Here is a 19,752-nt window from a genome sequence, read left to right as displayed (position 1 = left end):
AAATCACATTGATCTGTGTGGGTGTTTAACGTTTTCCTCAACGTTAAACTTATCTCAAATAAATATAACCATTTTTCATCCGTTGTCGTTTTTCCGGTGGCAAAAAAGTAATGAAAACAGAAAATGCCTTTTCACTGGTATCACGTACCAGTGATGAGCAGGATGACATAAATGCCCTGAGTGAGGCCTTTTCATTAAAGGCGTTTCACTACATTGATATTGCCCGCGCAGAGCGTTTGAATACCCTGGTGTCGTGCTGGCCGCTGCTCCAGGAATTAGCTGCCGCACAGGAGTCTGAACGCTAATGCCGGTCATTGCTCTCCAGGGGCTGCGTGGCGGCTGTGGCGCTACCGCGCTGTGTGCGGCACTCGGCTGGGCGCTGAATGCGTTACAGGAATCGGTGCTGGTCATCGATCTTTCTCCTGCAAATCAACTGGCTACCCACTTCAATCTCGCCGTCACGCATCAGGCTGGCTGGGCACGTGCACAGCTCTCAGATCAGCCGTGGCAACAAACGGCACAGCGTTATCTGCCGGGGCTGGATTTCCTGCCATTTGGCAAATTAACCCATCAGCAAAGGTTAAGCATTCGCACTGCCGGTGAGAAATTTTCTGAACCGTTGCTTAATGCTTTTCCGCCACTGCAATCACAATACCGCTGGTTAATTATTGATGTCCCGGCAGAGGTGTCGCTCTGGCATCTGCCCTTCCTCCATGCTGCAGACCGGCTGGTGCAGGTTTTGACCCCGGACGCCAACTGCCAGTTGCGTCTGCATCATCCACATTTTTTGCCGCATACGCTGTTTTTAATCAACCAGTTCAACGCCAACAGCCGGCTTCAGCAGGATCTGCATCAGCTGTGGATCAGTTCGCTGAACAACCTGATTCCCCAGGTGATCCATCGGGATGAGGCGCTGGCGGAAGCGTTGATGATGAAGCAGCCGCTGGGTGAATATCGCCCGCACTCCCTCGCCAGTGAGGAGATCAACACGCTGGCTAACTGGCTGCTGCTCCACGTGTCAGGAGCGGAAAAATGAATCCGCTGCGTTGGTTGCTGGTGCCGCAGGCGTGGCAAGCGCTGCAACAGCGCGCCCGTTCCGCACGCCAGCAGGGGGCCAGCTGGCCGACCATCATGCTGCATCTGTGCTGGTGTGTGCTGGCCTGGTCGCTGCTGCGCCTGGAAACCCCTGGCTGGCAGCGCATTTTGCAACAGCGTCAGCGTTACTATCCGCAGATTTCTGCACTGCGCCCGCGTCCGCTCGATTTCCTGCGTTATCTGTTGCAAAGCCTGTGGCTGCTGCTGGTGCTACCGCTGGATGACAGCCCGCATAGTGAACGTCAGCGCTTCAACGCTTTTCAGCCGCTATTCCGCTGGCGTCAGCAGTTGTACCACTGGCTCGGCACGTTGCCGATCCGGCTGGAACAGCATCGCCTGACCCTGCGCTGCGAACAGCGTCTGCAACGCTTATCACCTCGCCTGCGCCAGCTGCTGTTTATTACCGCCGCCATTACCGCCAGCCTGCTGGCGCTGCTGTGTATTTCACAGCCATTCGGCATCATGACGCAGTTTGTCTTTGTGTTGCTGCTGTGGAGCCTGGCGATGCTGGTCCGTCGCGTGCCGGGGCGTCTATCGACCATCATGCTGATTGTGCTGTCGCTCACCGTTTCCTGCCGTTATCTGTGGTGGCGCTACACCGAAACCCTTAACTGGGACGATCCCCTCAGCCTGACGTTCGGCCTGCTGCTGATTGGCGCGGAGACCTACTCCTGGACGGTGCTGGTGCTGGGCTACTTCCAGACGTTATGGCCGCTCAATCGCCAGCCGCTTTCCATGCCTGCGGAGATTTCCGTCTGGCCGAACGTCGATATCCTCGTGCCCACCTATAACGAACCGCTCAGCGTGGTGAAACCGACCATCTATGCCGCCATGGGCATCGACTGGCCGCGCGACAAGCTGAATATCTATATTCTCGATGACGGTACGCGCGACGAATTCCGCGAGTTTGCCGCCACGGTCGGTGTGCAGTACGTGGTACGTCCGACCCATGAACATGCCAAAGCGGGCAATATCAACCATGCGCTGAAAACCCGCTGCCAGGGCGACTACGTGGCGATATTTGACTGCGACCATGTGCCGACCCGCTCGTTTCTGCAACTTTCGATGGGCTGGTTCCTGAAAGATAAACAGCTGGCGATGTTGCAGACGCCGCATCACTTCTTCTCGCCCGATCCTTTTGAGCGCAACCTGGGGCGCTTCCGTCAGACACCCAATGAAGGTTCGCTGTTTTATGGCCTGGTACAGGATGGCAACGATACCTGGGACGCGGCGTTTTTCTGCGGCTCCTGTGCCGTACTGCGTCGCACCGCACTGGATGAAATTGGCGGCATCGCGGTAGAAACCGTCACCGAAGATGCGCACACCTCGCTGCGTCTGCACCGTCGCGGCTATACCTCGGCGTATATCCGCATCCCGCAGGCTGCCGGGCTGGCGACTGAAAGCCTGTCGGCGCATATCGGCCAGCGCATTCGCTGGGCGCGCGGCATGGTGCAGATTTTCCGCCTGGATAACCCGCTGTTCGGCAAAGGGTTAAAACTGGTGCAGCGTCTGTGCTATGCCAACGCCATGCTGCATTTTCTCGCCGGTATTCCGCGCCTGATCTTTCTGCTGGCCCCGCTGGCGTTCCTGCTGTGCCACGCCTACATCATCTACGCCCCGGCGCTGGCGATTGCCATCTACGTGCTGCCGCATATGCTGCACACCAGCCTGACCAACTCACGTATTCAGGGACGCTGGCGACACTCGTTCTGGAGTGAAGTGTATGAAACGGTGCTGGCCTGGTATATCGCCCGGCCCACCACGGTGGCGCTGTTCAATCCTCACAAAGGCAAATTCAATGTCACCGCCAAAGGTGGCCTGGTGGAAAAACGTCATCTCGACTGGGTGATCACCAAACCCTACATGATTCTGGTGCTGCTGAATCTGGCAGGCATCGTGATGGCCTTCTGGCGTATGGCTTATGGCCCGTCCAACGAAATCCTCACCATCTGGGTCAGCCTGGTTTGGGTGATTTACAACATGATCATCCTCGGCGGTGCGGTGGCGGTGTCGGTTGAAGCCCGCCAGATTCGCGAAGCGCATCGCGTCGAAATTGCCATGCCTGCCGCCATTGCCCGTGAAGATGGTCATATGGTGCCGTGCACACTGCGTGACTACTCGGACGGCGGCGTCGGCGTGGAGCTACGCGAACCGGATGCGTTGCGGGAAGAGGAACCGGTATGGCTGCTGCTGCGCCGTGGTCAGCAGGAGTTCAGCTTCCCCTGCCAGGTGCAACGCGTCTTTGGCCGCCGCGCTGGCATCCGCCTGCATCAGCTCACCACCGAACAACACATTGAATTTATTCAGTGTACCTTTGCCCGCGCCGATACCTGGGCGCTGTGGCAGGACGGATTCCCGGAAGATAAACCGGTGCAAAGCCTCGCCGACATTATGGTGCTGGGTTTTAAAGGCTACCTGCGTCTGGCGGAGTACGGGCCACCGTCGGTGCGTCGTTTATTCAGCCTGCTGACCCGACTGCTGGGCTGGCTGGCATCACTGCTGCCGCAAAGTCCTGGCCGCGTGAAAACAGAAAATACTCATTAAGTGATATGACCATGACGAGAAAACTGAGTTGGTTCACCGCCCTGCTGCTGGGCAGCGCTACCCTGGCTGTGGCCGCACCGCAGCCCGCCGCCCCGCTCGCGCCCCAGGCCGCCGTCCAGACACCCTTGCCGGTGTTGAATGATGCGCTCATGCCGAATGCGCCGCTGCGTGCCAGCCAGTTGTTGTTTAATCAGATTGCGCCACCGCCGGGCAGCATGACATTACGCGGCACGGTGCCGACCAGTCAGATTGAATTTGGCGTGCGCAGTGATGAAGTGGTGACGCGCGCGCTGCTGACCCTCAACTATCGTCCGTCACCGGCGTTAATCCCGACGTTGTCGCAACTTAAGGTCTATCTCAACGATGAACTGGTCAGCCTGATTACCCTCACCGCCGATCAGCTCGGCAAAGAGAATCAGGCCCAGCTGGTGATTGATCCACGCTTTATCAGCGACTTTAACCGCATACGATTGGAACTGGTCGGCCATTACGCCAATGTGTGCGAAAACCCGGCCAACAGCACCATCTGGCTGGATATCGGCAAGGAGAGCCAGCTCGACCTGACGCTGCAAAAGTTACCGCTGAAAAACGATTTGTCGCATTTCCCTGAGCCCTTCTTTGATAGCCGTGACAGCCGACCATTGCAGCTGCCGATGGTGTTCAGCAGCGCGCCAGACCTGCAACAACAGCGTGCCGCCGCCATTCTCGCTTCCTATTTCGGCAGCAAAGCGCAATGGCGCGGTCAGACCTTCCCGGTGCTGTATAACCAACTGCCGAAAGAACAACATGCGGTGGTGTTCGCCACCAACGATCAACGTCCCGATTTCCTGAAAGATATGCCGCCGGTGGATAAACCCACGGTGATGATGGTCAGCCAGCCGGATAATCCGTATGAGAAAATGCTGCTGATCCTCGGGCGCGACGACAAGGATTTGCTGACCGCAGTGGAAGGCATTGCCCAGGGCGAACTGCTGCTGCGCGGCGATAGCTCGACGGTGGATAACGTCAAACTGCTGGCACCGCGCCAGGCATACGATGCGCCGAACTGGGTGCGCACCGACCGTCGCACCACCTTTGGTGAACTGACGCAGTACCAGAACCAGCTCCAGGCAGACGGCCTGCAACCCAACCCGATCGCCCTGACGCTCAACCTGCCGCCCGACCTGTTCCTGGTACGCGCGCGCGGTATCGATATGGACCTGATTTACCGCTATACCTCGCCAATTCAGCAGGATGGCTCACGTCTGGCAGTCCATCTGAATAACCAGTTTATGCAGGATTACCCGCTGACGCCGAAAGACACCGCCGCGAAGCAGATGCTGCACATCCCGTTGATTCAGGGATTGCAGGATAGCAGCCGCCAGCTGACCATCCCGGCGCTGCGTCTCGGCGTGGTAAACCAGCTGCGTTTTAACTTCGACTACGCCAATACCTTTATTGGTGGCACCGCCGATGGGCGCTGCGAAACCGTGACGGCAGTTGACCACCATGTGGTGATTGATGATCACTCCAGCATCGATTTCTCCGGCTATCGTCATTACATCGAAATGCCGTCGCTGCGTGCCTGGGCCAATGCGGGCTTCCCCTACAGCCGCTACGCCGATCTGGCGCAGACGCTGGTGCTGGTTCAGCCGAAACCGAATAACAGCGAGGTTACTACCCTGCTGAATGCTATCGGCAGCATTGGTGCGCAAACCGGTTATCCGGCGCTGCGCGTGCAGCTCAGCGATGACTGGAGCAAAGCGAAAAATACCGATGCCGATCTGCTGATGATCGGCAGCATCCCGAACGATCTCCAGGACGACCGTAAGATCAACGCCCTGGTCGCTGCTGCACGCAGCTGGATCAATATGCCAACCCGCCAGGTCAGCGCACCGAACATTCGTGCCTCCGCCGCCGACCGTAAAGTCGAGAGCCAGACCACCATCAGTTCACGCGGGCCAATGGGGGTGATTGTTGGCTTCCAGTCACCGTTCTTCGATCAACGTAGCGTGGTGGCGCTGCTGGCCGACAGCCCGCGCGGCTGGGACCTGCTCAACAACGCGATGCAGGATAGCGGCAAACGCGCCGCCATTTTTGGTGCCGCCTCGATCATCCGTGAATCAGGCGTTTACAGCCTGCGCGTCGGTGATACCTACTATGTCGGCCATCTGCCGTGGTGGGAGCGTCTGTGGAACCTGCTGGCGACCCATCCGGTGTGGCTGGCAGTATGCGCGACCCTGGTTGTGCTGTTGTTTGCGCTGATGGCATGGCGTCTGATGCGCATGGTGAGCCGCCGTCGTCTGGCCGAAGACGAATACGATGAATAAAGCACGCGCGTTGCGGGTGAGCTTGCTGCTCGGCAGCACGCTGGCCATGCTGGCAGGCGCGGTCGCCGCTCCGGCTGGCCCGCAGGTGTCGCCGGTCGAATGGCTGCTGATGCAGATTCGTACCGGCGAATCGACCAACAAATACGACCTGGTGCAGCAGTCGCTGTACCGGCTGGAAAAAATCGACCCTGATAATCCCCAGGTGCTGGCGGCGCAGATTCGTATGGCGCTGCGTCAGGGGGATCAGACCAAAGCCCGCCAGCTGATGGATGAACTGCAACGCGTAGCACCGCAATCCGCTGCCGCCCGGGAATCCGCAGCCGGTCTGACGCTGACCACCAGCGTTGGTCGTCAGCAGCTGCAGCAGGCACGGCTGCTGGCCGCCGCAGGTCATCTCCCTGAAGCCAAAGCCGCGTGGGATGCGCTGTTTCACGGCGTCTTCCCGGATGTCACCACCGAGCTGGAGTACTGGCAGCTGGTGGCACGTCTGCCCGGCCAGCAGACCACGGCGTACCGTCAATTGCAGGCACTGGAGCAACGTTACCCCGGCAATATTGGCGTGGAGCTGCAACTGGCGCGCATGGCGTTTGATAACAATCGGCCAGCAGAAGCACTGACGCAGCTGCGCAGCCTCGCCAAACGCGATGGTGGCCGTGATGCCGCTTCCGAGCTATGGCTGCAACAGATTCAGAATCAGCCCGTCAGCGATCGCAGCGTCGCCAGCCTGCAACAATATCTCAGCATCTTTACCTCCGGCGATGCGCAACAGCGTGGCCAGGAGGAGCTGGCACGGCAGCAAAAACTGCTGGCCGATCCGGCGTATCGTCAGCGCATGCGCGGGCTGGCGCTGGTGAATGCCGGGGGCGGCGCAGGGGCGATTGCCTCGCTCAGCGCGGCGCTGCAAGCCACACCTGACGATGCCGAACTGATGGGCGCGATGGGTCAGGCGCAGGCGCGCGCCAATAACCGTGCCGCTGCCATTCGCTGGCTGGAAAAAGCGATCAAAAACGGCCAGGCCAGCACCCAGGTGGGCAAGTGGCAATCATTGCTGCAAACCAACCGTTACTGGCTGGCGATCAACAACGGGGATAACGCCCTGAAGAAAGGCGATCTCGCCGGGGCGGAGCGTCAATATCGCTACGCCCAGGCCATCGATAATCGTGACAGCTGGGCGTTGATTGGCCTTGGCGATGTGGCGCAGGCGCGTCACAACAGCGCGCAGGCGGAACAATACTGGCAGCAGGCGCAGCGAATGGATCGCAGCAACACCACGGCACAACGCCGCCTGACGGCGCTGCGCAGTGACCGCCTGCTCGCCGAAGCAGATGCGCTGGCACAGCAGGGGCAGTGGCATCAGGCGGTGGTGAAATATCGCCAGGCAACACAGATGATGCCTGACGACATCTGGCTGTCATACCGGCTGGCAGGGGCGCTGCGCAACAGCGGGGAAGCTGCCCAGGGCCGTGAAGTCATTGACAATATGGTACGCCAGCACCCACAGGACCCCAGTGCCCGCTATGCGCAGGCGCTGTGGTTGTCATCCGGTGATGAGGATGACGCCGCGCTGGCGGCACTCAACCGTCTGCCGCAGGCACGCTGGGATGACAACATGCGTGAGCTGGCGGAGCGGCTGAATCAGCAGAAAGTCATGGCCCGCGCCAGGGCGTTGCGCGATGCGGGTAACGAAGCAGCCGCCATCGCGTTGTTACAGCAGCAGCCCGCCTCGCCACGTCGCGATATCATCCTCGCCGACTGGGCGCTGGAGCGCGGCGATGCGCGCAGCGCGCTGGCCGGTTATCAGCGGGTGCTACAACAGGATGCGAAGAATAATGACGCCGCACTGGGGCGTATCGAAGCCTTGCTGGAACTGCATCGCCCGCAGGAAGCCCGTCAGGCGTTGCAGCAATTACCGGACAGCGTGGCGCAGGAGAGCCTCAACAGTGGCCGTCGCGTGGCACTCGCCTGGCAGAACAGCGGCGACAACGCACATGCGCAACAGTTGTTTAGCGAGCTGAAAACCCGCGCAGCCACAGCAGCGCCATCGCAGGGGAAAGCGCTGGTTTATCGTGATGCCGCACGGCTGGAAAGCCAGCTGCATCAGCCAGAACTGGCGCAGCAGGATTATCGCCTGGCGATGTATGCCAGCGGCATCAGCCAGACCGTCCCCACCGATAACGACAGCTACACCCGGTTAACCCGTAACCAGCCGGACGATGACTGGCTGAAGCGTGGCATCCGCAGCGACGCCGCCGATCTTTATCGCCAGCAGGACACCACCCTCACGCTGGAACAGGATTACTCGCGTGATAAAGGCAGCGGTGGCCGCTCAGATTTTACCGCCCACACCACCATGATGCAGGCGGAAACGCCACTGGCCGATGGCCGCAGTTTTGTGCGCGTCGATCATGTGCTGGTTTCGGCAGGCACTTTCGCGACAGAGAACGGTAGCCACAACGATCGTTTCGGCAGCTGTAACGATGACAATTCCGGCGGTTGTAGCCGTGACTTTACCCAGCGCGACGAAGGTACTGCGGTTGGTGTTGGCTGGCATAACGATCGCTGGTCAGCCGACGTAGGCACCACCCCGCTCGGCTTTGAGGTGACTAACTGGGTTGGCGGCCTGAGCTGGAAAACCGATGTGGATGATATCGGCGTGACGCTGACGGCTTCACGTCGTCCGATTTCCAGTTCGCTGCTGGCGTATGCCGGTGCGCGCGATCCGGCCACCAACGGTGGAAAAACCTGGGGCGGCGTGGTCGCCACCGGCGGTTCACTCGGTCTGAGTTACGATCAGGGCGGCGCACACGGGGTATGGGCCGATCTCAGTGCGCATCAGCTCACGGGTGAAAACGTCGCGGATAATACCCGTGAACGTTTGATGGCCGGTTATTACTACAAGCTGATTAACGAGGACAATCGCCGCGCCACGGTTGGCCTGAACAGTATGCTGTGGCACTACCAGAAGGATTTAAGCGATTACACCTTTGGTCAGGGCGGTTACTACAGCCCGCAGCAATATTTGTCGTTTTCGGTGCCGGTAACTTACCGTCAGCGCACCGAAAACTGGTCGTTTGATCTCGGTGGTTCTGTTTCCTGGTCGCATTCACAAACCGATGCGCAGCAGCGCTACCCGGTGAATCCAGGGTTTGAACTGGCGTCGAACCCGATGTCCGGCAGCAGCTCCGGCAGCGGTTTTGGTTATACCTTGCAGGCGATAGTTGAGCGACGCATCACACCGCATTGGTTTGTCGGGGTAGCGATGGATATCCAGCAGGCGAAGGATTACACCCCAAGTCACGGGCTGTTGTATGTGCGGTATTCGATGGCGGGCTGGAACGGGGATATGGATATGCCGCCACAGCCGTTGATTCCTTATGCGGATTTTAAGTAGCGATTAATCGCTGAGAAATTGGCGTGCAGCGGTTTGACTCTGAGAAGGTTCCGCCCGCCAGGCGGCGGGTAGTTTCAGGGCCGCCAACACCCCCGTCTGAAAGACCGTGCTATCTGAATTGCGCGATAAATCGCGCCGCTACAACAGCGTGCAGTTATTTGTAGCGGCGCGATTTATCGCGCAAAAAGCAATGAAGGAATAAATGGAAAGCAAAAGGCGTGCAGCGGGGGTGTGAGCGCCATCCGGACTCGCTGAACGCGGGAGCGATTCCAGGATGAGCCGCATGGATGCGGCGAAAGGCGGCGTTGAGCAGGAGCGAATCGACGCCGGTCCGTCGGAAGCGTGAGTAAGCGAAGGCACCGCGAAGCGGCGAGGAGGCGGCGCAGGGCCAGGGAATGCAAAGGGCGCGGCCCAGGGCGCCCTTTGCTCGGTCGCCGCACTGGCGATCTGAAACTGCCAGTGCCTATAGCGAACGAAACTATCTCGATCCGAAAAAAATCCCATGCGCGTCAGCGCTTCTCCTGATATGCCATCCACGTCAGCAACTGCAAACTGGCCGAAAAGTAATTCTGATCCGCAGCCAGCTGATCGCTGAGATACCCGGTTTCGCTCAGGGTTAAATCGCGAATCGCCAGCAGGCCACCATCGAGGTTATAAGGCGCAGGCGTGTTCGCCAGCACATCAAACCACGCGGGCGTAGTTAAACGACCATAGCCCTGCCAGACGCGCTGAAACGGCACCAGATGCAGGCTCTGCGGGTCGTACCACCAGATATTGAGCGGGATACGGATCGCATCGTAGCTAAAGCGATTGGAATACCCCACCGCCGGAGCCACCGAACCATCGGCATTCAGCGCTACCCAGTCGAGCGGTAAACCGCTTTTACCGAAGTGCATATCGCCCAGCAAATCCATGCCATCGTCAATCAACTGATTCCAGACGCGCAGATGACTGTGCGCAGCGAACTCACGCCAGGCGGGAAACAGGAAATAAGAGGGATTGAGCACGACAAAACTGGTTTTATTGAAACCCTGCGCACCCGGCAACATCACGGTATGCCCGGCATAGGTGATCACGTTATCCTTCACAATCGCACGCTGGATACGGTCCGACGCCTGCTGATAATTGCCGCCCCACTTTTGCGCCGCACGCTGTAACGCCCAGGCAATCAACACATCGCCATCGGAAGCATTATTTTTGTCAGCAACCGGATCGGTGGCACCCGGCGTATAACGCCAGTAAAACAGATCGTTTTGCGGATTACGCAGATGCCGCTGCGTCCACTGCCACAGCTTATCAAAGGTGGCACGATCGTCATTGGTCACCGCCAGTAACATGCCGTAGCCCTGGCCTTCAGTATGGCTGACATTATTATTGGCCGTATCGATGATGCGGCCATCACTGCTCATAAAGCGACTTTTAAAGGTACTCCAGCCATCTGCGGCCGCCTGGGCGCTAAAAAATATCACCATCAAACACAGCATCCATTGACGCCAGAACGGCTTAACTCTCATCTCAGCTTCCTATTGATAACGGTAGTGCAGCGTGCCGCCATCCAGTTTTTCCAGGGTAACCGGAACCGATGCGCTGCCACCCTGCCCCTGCAACCATTGGGCATAGACTCCCGCCAGCACCGCACTGAAGGCCAGCTGCCAGCGTTCCGCCTCCACCTGGCTGTCACCCGCCGGTAACGCGTGGTGCTGAATAAGAATGGCGTTTTCCATCGGTTGTAACTGGGCAAAGCCCCAGCTAAAACGCGCCAGCTGCAAATTGATTTCGCGCTCCAAATCCTGCACGGTGCGCGCCTCCGGCAAAGGATAGCGCGCGGCCAGCGATTCGCCCACCTGGTTTAAGAAACCTTCGGCTTCCTCTCCGGCATTATCCAGCATGCCTTCAATCATCACGCTAACCAGATCAAACCAGCCCGGCTGATGCGGATGGCTGACGCGCGCTGCCCATTGCTCACTCATTAGTTGTCTCCGAACATGTAACGGAAGTACAGATTCGCTGTGGTCTCGTTGTAATCGCCGAAGGTGTCATAACCTAACTGACCACCCACAGTCAGATCTCGATTGATCTTATAATCCGCACCGGCGTGCAGGTTATAACCAATGCCATTTTTGCTATCGCCATCGTAGTAAGCGCTTTTAACGTCGCCCGCATCCGCCAGCGCCTGCAGCTCAGCCTGCAATGTCGGATCGTTCGGGAAGTAGGCGCTGCGGTCCTGGCTGTAGGACTGATAACCGATTGATCCACCGATGTTCACTTTCAGGTCATCAAACTTACGCGAGAAGTCGACAGGGAATGAGATCGACGCGTAATTCTGCGGGCTGAAGTACCCCCCCTGACCATAGCTGAAGTAGCTGAGGTTTTTCGAGAAATCCATCCACGACAGGCTCATCCCTACCTTCAGCTCGCGGTCATCGTAGTGGAACGGACGCACATAGGCACCCGCCGTGGCCTGCACACTGTTGTTGCTGGCGACGTTCTCACCCAGATAGCTGTAGGCACCGCCACCGACATAGAAACCGGCGTCACCGTTATCGTAGCTCAGCAACGCGTTGCCGCCGTTCTTCGTCACCTGGCCCCATTTCTTACCGCTGGCAGTATCTTCTGCTCCCACATACGAAAGCAGGCTATCGGTCACCGCACGACGTTCACCGGTCAGGATCAGCGTCAGGAAATCAGTCAGCTTCGGCGACCACTGCACGCCACCCACCATGGTGCTCAGATCCTGGCCGAGCGGCGTACTGCCGAGGTCGATTTTATAGCTGTCGCCGCGCAGCGCCATATTCAGCTCGACGCCGTTGCCCTTCTGCGAATTGGTCGAGGAGGACGGCACATCCGTGACTTCGGCATCGCCCGCCGCCACCACCGCGCCCTGAATCAGCGAGTTAGTACCAAAGCGACGCCATGCATCGCCCGCAGCACTGCCTGCCGACAGGGAAATGGGCGTCATGGTGAAATCGAAACGTGAGTCGCCAAACGGCACGGTGGAGAAGGTCAACGGTGCTTTGGCTTCGGTCAGCTTACTCAGACCGGACTCACCATCACGCCCACGTACCTGCACCGCACCCTGCGTCCAGGTGCCGGTTTTCTCCTGCAAATCGTCCATCATGTCGTCGATCTGACGCAGCGTGCGGCTCTGCTGCAACGCCGGGGTATTGCTGGCCAGCGTCACGCCACTGGCGCTGCTGGTCGCATCCGGAGCGGATTGCCACGGCATCACCGCACCATAGCTGGACGGGGTGCGCCCCACCGGCGAAGTGCTACGGTTGATAAACGGGTTGTCGGCCAGCGCCAGACCACCCACGGTCGGCACGCTGCCGGATTGCGCACCCTGCAAGCCAATCAGCTGGCCGCGCGCGCTACGCAGATAGCTCATCGCCTGGCTATGTTCGCCGTTGGCTTCCGCCACACGCGCCAGCAACAGCAGGCGATCCGGCGACTGTTCATTACGTAGACCACGCGCCAGGGTATTGGCACGCTGCACGTCGTTCTGCGCCAGCGCCACGTTGATGGCCCCTTCGCGCGCATCCTGAGTCGGGGTGTCCTGCGTCATCAGGTAGTCATACACCACGCCCGCTTCTTTATTCATCTTGCCGGACTGATAAAGACGCGCCATCGCAAACATCAGATCGCGGTTCTGCGGATCATGTTGCAGTGCACCCACCAGCTTGTCATAGGCGGCGGCGTACTGTTTCTGCTCGCGCAGGCGATCCACTTCGTTGATGACGTAGCCGTTACGAATACCGGCCAGCTGGGTTGGCGTACTGCGCGCCTGCAATTCCGGGCTGCTGAGGAAGCTCTGCGCCTCGGCAGTCAGGCCAGCCTGATTGAGCACCGCCACCTGGGCGGCATAATCACCGGCGTTGCCCTGCACGCCACGCTGCATATTGCTGCGCACCACCGAAACCGCGGTGGTGAGATCCCCGGCTTTCGCCAGTTTCTGCGCCAGGTTACCGGCATCCACCGGGTTGGCCGGTGGTGTGGAGGCCAGCGCACGCAGCGTATTGGCGGCGGCGGCATTAGACCCCTGCGCCAGATATTGATCGGCGGTGTTCATTTGCAGGTTGAAGTTGACGCGTTGCGCCAGCTCACGCATATCGCTGCTTTTGCTGCTGTTGGGAATACGCGACAGCAACAGGCTCGCCTGCTGCCAGGCACCGCTTTCGCTGGCATTCAGGGCACCGGCATAAAGTTCATTGGTGCTGGCACCGGTACGCATCGCTGGCTGCATAATATTTGCCGCCATCATGCTGTCGCCCTGCCCACGATAGATGCGCGCCAGATCGAGCCGCAGCCAGCCATCGTTGGGGAAACGCGCAATGCCTTGTTGCAGGGTGGCAATTGCCGCCGCATTGTTGCCTGCCGCCAGTTCCCGCTTCGCCTGTTGACGGATCGGGTCGGTGCTGCTGCCACGCGGTGCCACGCTCTGACGCACGCTGTCCGGCAGTGACGCCAGCAGGGTGTTGGCCTCGGCGCTGCGGTTCTGCTGGCGCAGCACGTAGAACAGCCCTTCTTTGGCGTTACGGTTATCCGGTTCGCTTTGCAGGATTGAACGGTAAGTCTGCTCTGCCTGTGGCAGTTGATTGGTACGGCGCAGCACATCCGCACGGAACAATTTGGCGGAGGTGCCCTGCTCGCCTGCGGCCTGAGTCAGCGGTTCGCTCAGGGCCAGCGCCTGAGCGCTGTCGCCATTTTTCAGCGCCTGCTGTGCGGTCGCCAGCTGCGCGTAGAAACGCGCATCGTTGGCCTGTTTCTGCCGCGTTTCACTCTGATCGCCACCCAGCTGTGCGGCGCGCGTCAGGTAATCGGCGGCCTCAGAATAACGTCCGGCCCGCTGTGCCACGTAGCCCATACCGGCCAGGGCATCAGCATCCTGCGGGTTCGCCTGCAACACTTTTTCGAAGTTGTTCTGTGCACTGCTGACATCACCGCTGTTGAGGGCGGTAAAGCCTGCGCCTTTCTCGGCACCCCCGACATTTTTACGGTAGTAATCCATCACCGCATTGTCCTGCGGGTGACGTTGCTGCCAGGTCTGATACAGTGAGGCATCTGATGCCTGCGGCCCCAGCCACAGCAATGCCTGGCGCAGTGAACGGTCGGCGTCTTTGTTGCCATCCGCCATGCTCGCCAGCAGATCAATCCCTTCGCGGCGGGTGGATTCCTGATACGTCATCGCCTTGCCCAGCGCCAGTTTGGCCCCGGTATCCTGCGGATGGGCGGCAGCGAACTGACGCAGCGCTTCCACCGCCTGCGGCAGCAGCGTGCGGTCACCCGCCATGGTCAGATAATATTCGGCTGCCACGCTCGGTGGCGGCTCGTTGCCGCTGAAAGTGTTGCGCCAGGTCTGCAAAGCCGCGGCGATATTGCCGCTGCGCGCCTGCTGACGCGCCAGAGACAGCTGCGATTGTGGGATGCTTTGCAACTGACGTGCATTGTCCAGCTCGGTCAGATGCGCATCGTTCGGTGACACCTGGCTCAGGCGCGCACGCCATTGTGAGGCAGAGACGTTATCACCGCCTTGCTGTGCGTAAAGTGCCAGCAGATACAGTGCCTGGGTGTTATTCGGTTCCACCATCAGCACTTTCTGCAGCGAAGCCTGCGCCAAATCATCATGCGCTTTCTGATGCCAGTAAGCCGCCTGATCAAACAGCGCCTGTAACGCAGGATTGGTGCTCTCGGCCGCCAGCAGCGGCTGAGAGAGAGTCAGTGCCCCGCCCAGAATCAGGGCGTGGCGAATACCGGCGCTAATCAGATGTTTTTTCATTGTTTTTATCCTTACTTCTTGCCGGACTTGCTATCACCCTGTGGATTGAGACGTCGCCAGGCGTGACGTTTCAGCATCGCCCAGGCGCTTCCCCCCACCAGTGCCGATACCAGCAGCGCAGCCAGTGCCATCAGCACCGAGTGTTGGTTGGCATACCACACCACCATCATGTACCAGGGCATTTCACCACTCGGGAACTGGGGTCCGACGCGGAAACTGCGGATGCCGTTTTCATCGGTGATGATGGCGGTATCGCCGCGAATACCCGCGTTAATCCGTGCCGAGCTGAGGTCGTTATGCAGACGCATCAGCTGGTCATCGCTGGTGGCCACCGTCATCACCACCAGGCGATCCGGGTTCCACGGCGAGCGATAGCTGAGAAAGCCGCGCCAGGCTTCATTCGAAGAGAAGTAACGATCGGCATCCAGCTGCTGGCGATACCAGTCACCGGTCAGCCAGCCGCGCAGCTTGTCCCAGGTGGTCGGGTCTTTCACCCCCAGCGTATTGCCGCTGGTTTCATAAGGTGTCCCCGCCAGCATCGCCTGATTAAAGGCGCTGTTTTGCGTGGTGCTTACCGCCAGCAGGTCGCTGTGATCCAGCCGCGCCAGGTTGGTGCCGCCATTCGGCATACCAAACAACACCTGGTTTTGCGCCAGCGGTACGCCGGTGGCGTTACCGGCACGAGCCGCCATATCCAGCAGGGTGGAGATCTCCGCGTCGCTCGGTTTTTCCGGCAGCATCAGCGTGGTCTGGGCAAAGTCGGCCAGACGCGAGAACGGGAAGGACGCACCGACGAAGTACGACAGGTTCGGCAGCATGGTGAAGTGACGCGTATGGCTCAGGTCGATTGATGAGTCATCTTCAATGCGGCTCTTGATGTTGTTGTTCAGCAACACGCCACAAGGGGCATCCGCTTTCGGCTTGATGTTGAAATACAGCGCCAGCTGGTTATCCCCGTAAATCAGATAAGGATCGAGCTTCAGCGTGTAGTTTTCCTGACGTGCATCGCCGCCCAGGCGGTGCCATGCACTTTCCAGCAGACCGACTTTGTTCACCGTCAGGTTGCGCAGGAAGGTGCCGTTCAGCATCACGTTGAGGAACGAGTTGTTCTCGTCGATCCAGTTTTCCGACGGGAAACGATAGTGCAGGTTCACCGGAATGGTGTCGCCGTCCCACATAAACAGGTCCGGCGCGGCGCGGAAGTTGACGCTCAGCGCGTCGTGCCAGATGCCGGTGGTGGTCAGGCTCTGATCCTTACGCAGCAGCTCGCTCAGACGCACCGGACGGCTGGTGTTGATCCAGCGCGGCGCATCATACGGCTTACGCAAACCAATCGGCTGCGTCTGCACGTTCATGCTGCTGCCATCGGTGGTCAGCGGGTGCGTGGTGAGGCGGTTCGCCGCCTGACGCAGCTGCGCATCATCCGCGCCACTCACCAGCAGCAGCTTGTACACCGGGTTGATCGGGTTATCGACCATTTGCAGGGTCGGGCCGTTGGCCGCCGGGAACGTCAGCGGGCCGATTTTATCGCCCGGATGACCAAACAGAATGCCGTTGTGCTCCGGCAGATCGCCGCGTACCACCGGGAAACGAATGCCACGGTAATCCGACTGAATACCCAGCCATGAAGCCACCAGCGCGGCGGCGCTGACGGTATCCGGAGCTACATCATTGGCAAAACCCATGGTGACGGTAGCGGGGGTCATACGCAGCGGATCGAGAAACGGGCGTGGGAAGTTACGCAGGGCGGTGCCGATGTTCAGTTGCTGCCCTTCCATGCTCAGCGTGGTTTTCGGCAGAATCGTCACCTGATACTGCCGCTCGCTGTCTTTCTCGCACAGCAATTTGTCGGCGTCGTTAATCTTAAAGCTGAGGTTGTTGCTGGAAACCACCATCGCAGCCGGGATATCGAGCTGATAATCACTGACATCGCTGTCACTGGAACCGAGCGGCAAGGTACCCAGCGGCTGGCCGTTAAGCATCAGTTGCAGCGAGGTATTACGCGATGCCAGCGCCGCAGAGACGCGCAGCGACAGGTTAAGGCGCGCATTGGTGATCACCTCATCACCCGGCAGGGTGAAGACGATACCGGATTGCAGCTGGCCACCGGTCAACACGATGCCCTGCTTTTGCCCCATCTGCGCCACGGAAATCACGGTGCTGACCGGCTGATTCAGCGGTGCCGCTGCCACCACTGGCAACGCTACGGGCGCAGGTACCGGCGCAGGCGTCGGTAACACGATATCCGGTGCGGGTGCCTCGCTGGCTGCTGCGGGCGCGTCATTCTCCGCCGCTGGCGCATTTTCTGCCGGGGCGTAGGGGGTGCTACCTGCCGCCGCTTTCAGCTGGTCATCAGCATGGGTATCCAGGCCCTGAGGTGGCGGCACCTGCCCTAATGCAGAACTATCCTGCGTCACCGTTGCCGGGGTTTCCGCCCAGGCAGGCGCAAGCAGCAGCGCGGTTGCCAGCGAACTTGCCAGCAACGTTTGCGTCAGATTCTTCATGCTGCGCTGTCCTCTTTCACGGCAGGCTGAGCGTCCTGCTTGCCTTTGTTGCGACGATCTTTCCATGTCAGCCAGAACAGCTCAAAAACGGTACGCACAATGGTGCCGATCGACAGCAGCGGGTTGTCCTGCTTGTACTGTGGCTGAATCCACGCATCGGCGCGCGCCAGCACCACGCGCACCAGTTCGCGGCGACGCGACAGCGGCATGGCTTCGAAACGCAGGCGAATGGTTTCTTCATCACCGGAAATTTTGCTCACCGGAATGGTGATGGCACCTGATTTCAGCAGCAAATCAATCTCTTCGATTTCATCAAACTCATGACGTCCATCTGGCGCATCAAGCTGCGCGCCGCCCATCGACAGGTCGCTGGTCATGGTGCGCGACGAAATACCGCTGGCGTAATGAATAATCGCTGGGATCTGCACTTCAATACGGATGGTTTTACGCACCTGTTTGGTTTCGCGCGCCACAGCAATCGCCGCCATCAGGATAATCAGGCTGAACACTGCCCAGCCGACGTTCAGGGCGATAACGTAAGGATCCACGCCGAAATAGTTGTGCATGGTGGCGCGAACCACACCGGCCACGATGCCCACCGTCAACAGCGCCGCCACAATCACATGGGGACGCACGATGTGGAAATCGAAGAAGCCCTGATCCAGTACCCCGCCTTTATCCGTTACGTTGAATTTGCCGTGTTTCGGCGAAAACATGGTCAGGATGGTCGGGATCACCAGGTGGAAACACATCACCGTTTCGTAAATTTCACCCCAGAAGGTGTAGCGGAAACGGCCATTCATGCGGGAGTTGACGTACAACGACATCACCAGATGCGGCAATACGTAGGCAAAGATCAGCGATGCCGACGAATGAATGATGTTCAGGTTAAACAGCAGATACGCCAGTGGCGCGGTCAGGAACGCGACGCGCGGCAGACCGAACTGGAAATGCAGCATGGCGTTGAGGTAGCACAGACGTTGCTGCCATTTCAGACCACGCCCCAACAGCGGATTATCGACGCGGAAAATCTGCGTCATACCACGCGCCCAGCGGGTACGCTGAATCACGTGCAGGCCAAGACGTTCGGTCGCCAGACCGGCCGCCAGCGGAATCGACAGGAACGCCGACCCCCAGCCCAGGCGCTGCATTTTCAATGCGGTGTGCGCATCTTCGGTCACGGTTTCTACCGCAAAACCGCCAATCTGTTCCAGCGCGCTGCGGCGAATCACCGCACAGGAGCCACAGAAGAAGGTGGCGTTCCAGTTATCGTTACCCTGCTGTACCGGGCCGTAGAACAGCGAACCTTCGTTCGGGATGCTGCGCGCTGCGCGCAGGTTACGCTCGAACGGGTCCGGCGAGTAGAAGTAGTGCGGCGTCTGCAACAGCGCCAGTTTCGGATCTTTCAGGAACGGGCCGACCGTGGCTTGCAGGAAGGTGCGGGTCGCAACGTGGTCACAGTCAAACACACAAATCAGCTCACCTTTGGTGATTTTCATCGCGTGGTTAAGGTTACCGGCTTTAGCGTGGCGGTTGTCGTCACGGGTGATATACCCGACACCGACATCCGCAGCAAACATGGCAAACTCACTGCGCTTGCCATCATCCAGTAAATAGATTTTCAATTTGTCGCGCGGGTAATCAATGCATTGTGCCGCCAGCACGGTATCGCGAACCACATCGAGACTTTCGTTGTACGAAGGCACATAAACGTCCACCGTCGGCCACAGGCTGGTGTCATCGGGGAGCGGTTCGATGGTGCGTTTTAATGGCCAGGTGGTTTGCAGGAAACCCAGAATTAGGATCAGCCACACATAAAGTTCGGCCAGATATAAGCCAATGCCCAGAATGGCTTCAACCTCTGAATTAAATTGCAAAGTCTCCGTGGTGCGCCACCAGATATATCGGGTCGACATCAGCGCGGAGAGAATGACCATCACCACCGTTATTTTGCGGCTTTTGCTGAAGCCCATTAGAAACATCATACCGATGCTGATTAAGCCAAAGATATATTGTTTCTGGCTATCCATCGGCGTAATGATGATTACCGCTGCGACCGGTGCAAGCACCAGCAGCAGCAGGTAAAACCCGAGTTTTCTCATGATTCACCTGCGGAGCTGTGTTGTTTTTATTTGC

The 19,752-nt window shown here is 59.0% G+C and carries 10 protein-coding genes; 5 read left to right on the top strand and 5 right to left on the bottom strand.

The features are described from left to right. Positions 1–110 precede the first annotated feature (110 nt). From bcsR to bcsC, 5 genes are read left to right on the top strand one after another with little or no spacing between them, the layout of a single operon-like run. Complete coding sequence (gene bcsR / locus CUN67_RS00475) at positions 111–305, top strand: cellulose biosynthesis protein BcsR (RefSeq protein ID WP_208713551.1); 195 nt, start codon at positions 111–113, stop codon at positions 303–305. Then, on the top strand, positions 305–1,036 hold the full coding sequence (gene bcsQ / locus CUN67_RS00470; RefSeq protein WP_208713550.1) for a cellulose biosynthesis protein BcsQ: 732 nt from the start codon (positions 305–307) through the stop codon (positions 1,034–1,036). Before bcsR ends, bcsQ begins: the two co-directional genes overlap by 1 nt. Then, entirely contained in the window at positions 1,033–3,639 is a 2,607-nt protein-coding gene (bcsA, locus tag CUN67_RS00465) for a UDP-forming cellulose synthase catalytic subunit (protein WP_208713549.1), read from the top strand. Before bcsQ ends, bcsA (CUN67_RS00465) begins: the two co-directional genes overlap by 4 nt. Before the next feature lie 11 nt (positions 3,640–3,650). After that, complete coding sequence (gene bcsB / locus CUN67_RS00460) at positions 3,651–5,948, top strand: cellulose biosynthesis cyclic di-GMP-binding regulatory protein BcsB (protein ID WP_439332267.1); 2,298 nt, start codon at positions 3,651–3,653, stop codon at positions 5,946–5,948. Beyond that, positions 5,941–9,339, top strand: coding sequence for a cellulose synthase complex outer membrane protein BcsC (gene bcsC, locus CUN67_RS00455; protein WP_208713547.1), 3,399 nt, complete (start codon positions 5,941–5,943; stop codon positions 9,337–9,339). Before bcsB (CUN67_RS00460) ends, bcsC begins: the two co-directional genes overlap by 8 nt. A 509-nt stretch (positions 9,340–9,848) precedes the next feature. Here bcsC and CUN67_RS00450 read toward each other — a convergent pair. Genes CUN67_RS00450 through bcsA (CUN67_RS00430) form a run of 5 tightly spaced genes read right to left on the bottom strand, consistent with a single transcriptional unit; the run spans position 9,849 to position 19,718 of the window. Continuing rightward, positions 9,849–10,853 (bottom strand): glycosyl hydrolase family 8, encoded by a 1,005-nt coding sequence (locus CUN67_RS00450; protein ID WP_208713546.1) that lies wholly within the window; start codon positions 10,851–10,853, stop codon positions 9,849–9,851. A 9-nt stretch (positions 10,854–10,862) separates the two neighbouring features. After that, positions 10,863–11,309 (bottom strand): cellulose biosynthesis protein BcsD, encoded by a 447-nt coding sequence (gene bcsD, locus CUN67_RS00445; protein ID WP_208713545.1) that lies wholly within the window; start codon positions 11,307–11,309, stop codon positions 10,863–10,865. Next, complete coding sequence (locus CUN67_RS00440) at positions 11,309–15,112, bottom strand: cellulose biosynthesis protein BcsC (protein ID WP_208713544.1); 3,804 nt, start codon at positions 15,110–15,112, stop codon at positions 11,309–11,311. Before CUN67_RS00440 ends, bcsD begins: the two co-directional genes overlap by 1 nt. 11 nt (positions 15,113–15,123) lie before the next feature. Next, on the bottom strand, positions 15,124–17,616 hold the full coding sequence (gene bcsB / locus CUN67_RS00435) for a cellulose biosynthesis cyclic di-GMP-binding regulatory protein BcsB (RefSeq protein ID WP_208713543.1): 2,493 nt from the start codon (positions 17,614–17,616) through the stop codon (positions 15,124–15,126). Continuing rightward, entirely contained in the window at positions 17,613–19,718 is a 2,106-nt protein-coding gene (bcsA, locus tag CUN67_RS00430; RefSeq protein WP_208713542.1) for a UDP-forming cellulose synthase catalytic subunit, read from the bottom strand. The genes bcsB (CUN67_RS00435) and bcsA (CUN67_RS00430) overlap by 4 nt, the downstream gene beginning before the upstream one ends. Between the last annotated feature and the right edge of the window lie 34 nt (positions 19,719–19,752).

Origin of the sequence: Pantoea cypripedii, from assembly GCF_011395035.1 — a bacterium.
Taxonomy (GTDB): domain Bacteria; phylum Pseudomonadota; class Gammaproteobacteria; order Enterobacterales; family Enterobacteriaceae; genus Pantoea; species Pantoea cypripedii_A.
Note: the sequence above shows the minus strand (reverse complement) of the source record. Positions and strands in the feature narration are given on the sequence as shown.